General features: G+C 72.9%; 4 protein-coding genes. All 4 read left to right on the forward strand.

The features are described 5' to 3' along the window. Positions 1–1691: methylmalonyl-CoA mutase family protein (locus AC08OV_RS15230; protein ID WP_476619825.1), on the forward strand; the 1691-nt coding region annotated here is incomplete at its 5' end. Then, on the forward strand, positions 1691–3955 hold the full coding sequence (gene scpA / locus AC08OV_RS15235; protein ID WP_476615284.1) for a methylmalonyl-CoA mutase: 2265 nt from the start codon (positions 1691–1693) through the stop codon (positions 3953–3955). The genes AC08OV_RS15230 and scpA, both read left to right, overlap by 1 nt. A 28-nt stretch (positions 3956–3983) precedes the next feature. After that, positions 3984–5066: a methylmalonyl Co-A mutase-associated GTPase MeaB gene (gene meaB / locus AC08OV_RS15240; RefSeq protein ID WP_476615283.1), complete on the forward strand. Its 1083-nt coding sequence runs from the start codon at positions 3984–3986 to the stop codon at positions 5064–5066. A 292-nt stretch (positions 5067–5358) separates the two neighbouring features. After that, positions 5359–7107: Hsp70 family protein (locus tag AC08OV_RS15245; protein ID WP_476619826.1), on the forward strand; the 1749-nt coding region annotated here is incomplete at its 3' end.

A 7107-nucleotide genomic window follows, 5' to 3' on the forward strand; every position in this document is an offset into this window, starting at 1 on the left:
GGGCGCAGGGCGCGGGCACCGGCGGCTGGGATGTCCGCGCGCTGCATGGCAACCCCGATGCCACGCTCGTCGCCGAGGCGGTCCTCGCCGATCTGGAGAACGGCGCTACCTCGCTCTGGCTGCGGCTGGGGCCCGCCGGTCTGCCGGTCGGCGGGCTCGGCGCGGTGCTGCGCGAGGTCTACCTCGACCTCGCGCCGATCGTGCTGGACGCGGGGGAGCTCACCGCCGCGGCCGCCGAGGAGTTCTTCGGCCTCGCCGCCGCCCGCGGCCTGCCCGGTTCGCAGCTCACGGGCAGCCTCGGCGCCGACCCGATCGGTCTGGCCGCGCGGACCGGCCTGCCGGCCGACGGCCCGGTGGGCCTCGCCGAGGCGGTGTCGCTCGCCGGCCGGTGCGTGCGGGAGTTCCCCGGGATCCGCGCCTTCGTCGTCGACGCCCAGCCCTACCACCGCGCGGGTGGCAGTGACGCCGAGGAACTCGGGGCGTCACTGGCCACCGGCGTCGCCTACCTGCGGGAGCTCACCGGGGCCGGCCTGAGCCTTGCCGAGGCGCTCGCCCAGATCGAGTTTCGCTACGCGGTCACCGCCGATCAGTTCTCCTCGATCGCGAAGCTGCGGGCCGCCCGCCGGTTGTGGTCACGGGTCGCCGAGGTGTGCGGCGCCGAGCCGGCCGACCGGGCCCAGCGCCAGCACGCGGTCACCTCGGCGGCGATGATGACCCGCCGGGATCCCTGGGTGAACATGCTGCGCACGACGCTGGCCTGCTTCGGCGCCGGTGTCGGCGGCGCCGACGCGGTCACCGTCCTGCCGTTCGACACGCGCCTCGGCCGGCCCGACGACTTCTCCCGCCGGATCGCCCGCAACACCCAGACCCTCCTGCAGGAGGAGTCGAGCCTGATCCGGGTGACTGACCCGGCCGGCGGCTCCTGGTACGTCGAGTCACTCACCGCCGAGCTCGCCGAGGCGGCCTGGGTCTGGTTCACCGAGATCGAGCGGGCCGGCGGGATCGTCGCCGGCCTGCGGTCCGGGCTCGTCGCCGAGCGGATCGCGGCCACCTGGGCGACGCGCTCCGACGCGATCGCCCACCGGCGGGAACCGATCACCGGGGTGAGCGAGTTCCCGAACCTGGGCGAGAACCTCCCCGAGCGGTCCCCCGTGCCCGCCGTGAGCCCCGTGCCCGCCGTGAGCCCCGCCGGCGCCGGCGGGGAGGCCGCCACGGCGGTGGGCACCGGGCTGCCGGAGCTCACCTACGACCTCACCTTCGAGGAGCTGCGCGCCCGTTCCGACGCGCACCTGGCGGCGACGGGCGGCCGGCCCGTGGTCTTCCTGGCCACCCTGGGCAGCGCGGCGGTCTCGACCGCGCGCGCCACCTTCGCCGCCAACCTGTTCCAGGCGGGCGGGTTCGAGACTCCGACGTCCGGCCCGGGCACGGACCCGGCGTCGATCGCGGCGGCGTTCAGCGCCTCCGGGGCCACCGTGGCCTGCCTGTGCTCGGCCGACAAGGTGTACGCCGAGCACGCCGGACCGGTCGCCGAGGCGCTGCGGGCCGCCGGGGCGAGCCGGGTGTGGCTCGCGGGCCAGGCCGGTGCGCGCGCGCAGACCGATGCCGCCGCGGGCATCGACGGCTACGTGTTCACTGGATGCAATGCCGTCGCCGTGCTGCGGGCGACGCTCGCCGAGGTTGGGGTGGCCTGATGTCCACGGACAGCTCGCAACGTGCCACGATGATCCCGGACTTCTCCGCGGTGGAGCTGGGCACCACGCCGGCCGGGGCGGACACGGCGGAAGGTGAGTGGCGGGCCGCCTTGGAGGCGGCGACCGGTAAGGACGCCGACGCGCTGACCTGGGATACCCCCGAGGGCATCGCGGTGAAGCCGCTCTACACTGCCGCCGACACCGCGGGCCTGGACTTCCTGGGCACCTACCCGGGGATCGCGCCCTTCCTGCGCGGCCCGTACCCGGCGATGTACGTCACCCAGCCGTGGACCATCCGCCAGTATGCCGGGTTCTCCACCGCCGCCGCGTCGAACGCCTTCTACCGGCGCAACCTCGCCGCCGGGCAGAAGGGCCTGTCGGTCGCCTTCGACCTGCCGACCCACCGCGGCTACGACAGCGACCACCCGCGGGTCACCGGCGACGTCGGCATGGCCGGCGTCGCCATCGACTCCATCCTCGACATGCGCCAGCTGTTCGACGGTATCCCGCTGGACAAGATGAGCGTGTCGATGACCATGAACGGCGCCGTGCTGCCGGTGCTGGCGCTCTACATCGTCGCGGCCGAGGAGCAGGGGGTGGCCCCGGGGCAGCTCGCCGGGACCATCCAGAACGACATCCTCAAGGAGTTCATGGTCCGCAACACCTACATCTACCCGCCGCAGCCGTCGATGCAGATCATCTCGGACATCTTCTCGTTCACCTCGCAGCGGATGCCGCGGTTCAACTCGATCTCGATCTCCGGTTACCACATGCAGGAGGCCGGGGCGACGGCCGACCTGGAACTGGCCTACACCCTGGCCGACGGAGTCGAGTACATCCGGGCGGGGCTGGGCGCGGGGCTGGATATCGACGCGTTCGCACCAAGGCTGTCGTTCTTCTGGGCGATCGGCATGAACTTCTTCATGGAGGTCGCCAAGCTGCGCGCGGCCCGGCTGCTGTGGTCGCGGCTGGTCAACCAGTTCACCCCGAAGAGCGCCAAGTCGCTGTCGCTGCGGACCCACTCGCAGACCTCGGGCTGGTCGCTGACTGCCCAGGACGTGTTCAACAACGTGGTGCGCACCTGCGTGGAGGCGATGGCCGCCACCCAGGGGCACACCCAGTCGCTGCACACCAACGCCCTCGACGAGGCGCTGGCCCTGCCGACGGACTTCTCGGCCCGCATTGCCCGCAACACCCAGCTGCTGCTCCAGCAGGAGTCCGGCACCACCCGGGTGATCGACCCGTGGGGCGGCAGCTACTACGTCGAGCGGCTCACCCACGACCTGGCCCGCCGGACCTGGGAGCACATCGACGAGGTCGAGGCCTCGGGCGGCATGGCGCAGGCCATCGACGCCGGGATTCCGAAGATGCGCATCGAGGAGGCCGCCGCCCGCACCCAGGCCCGCATCGACTCCGGCCGCCAGCCGCTGATCGGGGTGAACAAGTACCGCGTCGACGCGGACGAGGCCATCGAGGTGCTCAAGGTCGACAACTCGGCGGTGCGCGCCGAGCAGATCGAGAAGCTGCGCCGGCTGCGCGCCGACCGTGACCCGGCCGCGGTGGAGGCGGCGCTGCACGTCCTGACCGCGGCGGCCGACGCGGCCCGCGATGGGCGCCGCGGTCCCGGGCTGGAGCAGAACCTGCTGGCGCTCGCCGTCGACGCGGCCCGGGCTCAGGCGACGGTCGGGGAGATCTCCGACGCGCTGGAGAAGGTCTACGGGCGTCACGCGGGCCAGATCCGTACCATTTCCGGGGTGTACCGGGACGAGGCGGGACCTGCCGGCAACATCCTCGCCGCCCGCGAGGCCGCCGCCGCCTTCGAACGCGCCGAGGGTCGCCGGCCCCGGATCCTGGTCGCGAAGATGGGCCAGGACGGTCACGACCGCGGCCAGAAGGTGATCGCCACCGCGTTCGCCGACCTCGGCTTCGACGTGGACGTCGGCCCGCTGTTCCAGACCCCGGCCGAGGTCGCCCGGCAGGCCGTCGAGGCCGACGTGCAGATCATCGGGGTGTCATCGCTGGCCGCCGGCCACCTCACCCTGGTGCCCGCGCTGCGCGAGGAGCTTGCCGCGCTCGACCGGCCCGACATCCTCATCGTGGTCGGCGGGGTCATCCCCCCCGGCGACTTCGACGAGCTGCGGGCCGCGGGCGCCGCCGCGATCTTCCCGCCCGGCACGGTCATCGCCGACGCCGCGCTGGACCTGCTCGCGACCCTGTCGGCCCAGCTCGGTCATCCCGCTCATCCCGCTCACCCCGCGGCCTGACCCGCCCCCGAGCGACGGCAGATCCGGCATGGTGACCCGACGACCGATCGATCCGGGCGAGTACGCCGACGGGGTGCTGGCCTCGTCGCGGACCTGGATCGCGCGGGCCATCACCCTCGTCGAGTCCACCAGGCCCGACCACCAGGAGCTCGCGCAGCGGCTGCTGGTGACGTTGCTGCCGCACGCGGGCAAGGCCCGTCGGATCGGCATCACCGGGGTGCCCGGGGTGGGCAAGTCGACGTTCATCGACGCGCTGGGCACCATGCTCACCGGGAAGGGGCACCAGGTGGCGGTGCTCGCCGTCGACCCCTCCTCGACGCGTACCGGCGGCAGCATCCTGGGGGACAAGACCCGGATGGCGGCGTTGTCCACCGATCCGGCGGCGTTCATCCGGCCCTCGCCCACCGCGGGGACGCTCGGTGGCGTCGCCAAGACGACCCGCGAGGCGATGGTCGTCATGGAGGCGGCGGGCTACGACGTCGTCCTGGTCGAGACGGTCGGCGTCGGCCAGTCGGAGACGACCGTCGCCGACATGGTCGACACCTTCCTGTTCCTGACCCTGGCCCGGACAGGGGATCAGCTCCAGGGCATCAAGAAGGGGGTGCTGGAGCTCGCCGACGTCATCGCGGTGAACAAGGCCGACGGGCCGCACGAGCTCGACGCCCGCCGTGCCGCCCGAGAACTCGCCGGCGCGCTGCGGCTGCTGCAGGGCTCCGCCGGTCCCCGGGACTGGAACACCCCGGTGCTGACGTGCAGCGCGGTGGAGCGGACGGGGCTGGACGCCGTCTGGGCGCAGATCGTCCAGCATCAGGACACCCTCGACGCCTCCGGCGAACTCGCCGCCCGCCGCCGCCGCCAGCAGGTCGACTGGATGTGGGCGATGGTCCACGATCGGCTGCTCGCGGGCCTGCGGGCCGATCCGGGGATCCGCGAGATCACTCCGGACCTTGAACGGCGGGTCCGCGACGGCACCCTCACCCCGAGCCTGGCCGCCGACGCCATCCTCGCCGCGCATGACGGCCTGGCCGCCCACGAGGGCCGGGCCGCGGCACCCTCCGACGCCGCGGAAAGCCGCGACGGAAAGCCGCGACGGAAAAGTGTGGAGGGTTAGGAACGGCCCACGGCCGCTGGACTGTGCCTAACCCTCCACAGTTCCGCCCACGGCAGGCCGGTCGGGCCGGGGCTCGGCACCATTCGGCACCGTCCGGCACCATTCGGCAACTCAGGGACCTGCTCACCGGCTCAACGGGAGCCGGAAATATTTTGTCCGCTCCCGGACACAAATATTGCCTGGTCAAACGTCTACGATGATCGTGGTAACGGGAGTGGAAGGATCTCCGGCGGCCGAGCGGAGTACCGTGGCTCCGGTCGCCGTGATGATCGCGTGGGTTTCGGGAGACGCGGTGAGCTATCAGCTGGGTATCGACCTCGGGTCCGCGAACACGATCGTCGGGGTGGCGGACGGAGGCTGGCCCCGCGTGCTCGAACTGAGCGGTCAGCGTCGCCTGCCGTCGGTGATCTACGCTGCCCCGGCCGGTGGCCTGCAGTTCGCGCGCTCGGCGGACCGCCGGTCGCTGGTCGACCCCGAGCGTGCCGCGACCGACCTCCTGCGCCCGCTCGGGGACAGCGGTCCCGTTCTGCTCGGGGGTGCCGCCTACAGCCGGGAGGGGCTGATCGCCCGGTTGGTGTCCTACGTCGTCACGGCCGCCACCGAGCAGCTCGGGTCGGAACCGGACCAGGTCGTCGTGACGTTCCCGACGTTCTGGTCGGCGGCCCGGCGCGAGGTGTTCGCGGACGCCGTGAGCCAGCTCTCCGATGTCACGGTGCCCGTCGCGGCGTTCCCGGCCGCCGACGCGATCGGAACCCTGCTGTCTCACGGCTCCTCGACCCAGACCGTCGAGTTGGTCGGATGGTACGACTTCGGCGCCGGCTTCCTCGACACGGGGATCCTGTCCTTCTCGCCGTTCGGGTTCCAGCTGCTCGGCTTGGCCGCGGGTCTGCGCCACGGCGCCGGCCTCGAGCTCGACGAGCTCCTGGTCGACCGGGTGCTGACCGGCGCGGGTGTCGAGCGTGCGGCGCTCGACCGTTCCGACCCGATGATCCGGACCGCGCTCGGCAGGCTGCGGCGGGAATGCGCGCAGGCGAAGGAGATCCTTTCCGGTGAGGACGAAGTTGACGTTCCGGTCTCCCTTCCCGGAGTCGATACCTTCGTCACGCTGAGCCGGGCGGAGCTGGAGACCCTCATCGGCCCGATTGTCGATGACACGATCATGACCTTTCGCCGGGCGCTCCGCTCGGTGCCGGTGACCTCCGCCGAGCTGTCCCGGATCCTGTTGTCCGGCGGGATCTCCCACCTTCCGCTGGTGGCCCGCCGGCTGCGGGAGACCTTCAGCGGGATCGACCGGATCGACCACGGTTCGGACGCGGATGTGGCGATGGGCGCGGCGCTGCTCGCCGCCGACCTCGCTGATCGGTTCGGCGCCGTCGGTGCCGGGAGTGCACCCGGTGTTCCGGGTATTCCGGGTATTCCGGGTGTTCCCGGTGCGGTCGGTGTTCCGGGAGTGCCCGCGGCCTTCGGTGCCGTCGGGGCGGTGACCGCCGGCGGTTTCGGCGCGTCGGGCGAGGTCGGTGACGCTCAGGAACCCTCTGCTCAGGACCCCTCCGACGTCACCGCGGTGATCCGGCCGCCGGACGCCGCGGACCTGGTCTCGCGGCCGCCCTTCCTGTCCGGGCCAAGGGGGCTGTCCGGGCCGAGGGGGCTGTCCGGGCCGAGGGGGTTCGCGGGCGCAGCGGGTCCGGCCGGGATCCGAGGCGTGCCGGAGGCGGACGGCGTGACGGCCGCGGCGACGGTGCTCAGCGGCCCGGACGGCTCCGCGCCGCACGGCTTGGGCGCCGGGGACGACACGATGATCTCCTCGGGTGGCGCGGCGGATTCCCCACCGCCGGGGATCGTCGCCGGCGGGCCGGGCCCGTCCGACACCTCCGGTCACCGGATCCCACCCGGCCTCATGACGGTGGGCGCCGATCGGGACCACGTTCTGCTCGGGCCGCCGGGGAGGCTCGACCTGCCCTCGGACTTCTCGACGGGCGGTGTGGGCGGCCCGCACGGTGCCTCCGCCGGGGACGGCCGGGGAATCTTCGGCTCCCGGCGG

Source organism: Frankia sp. CeTa3Moorea (genome assembly GCF_978021225.1).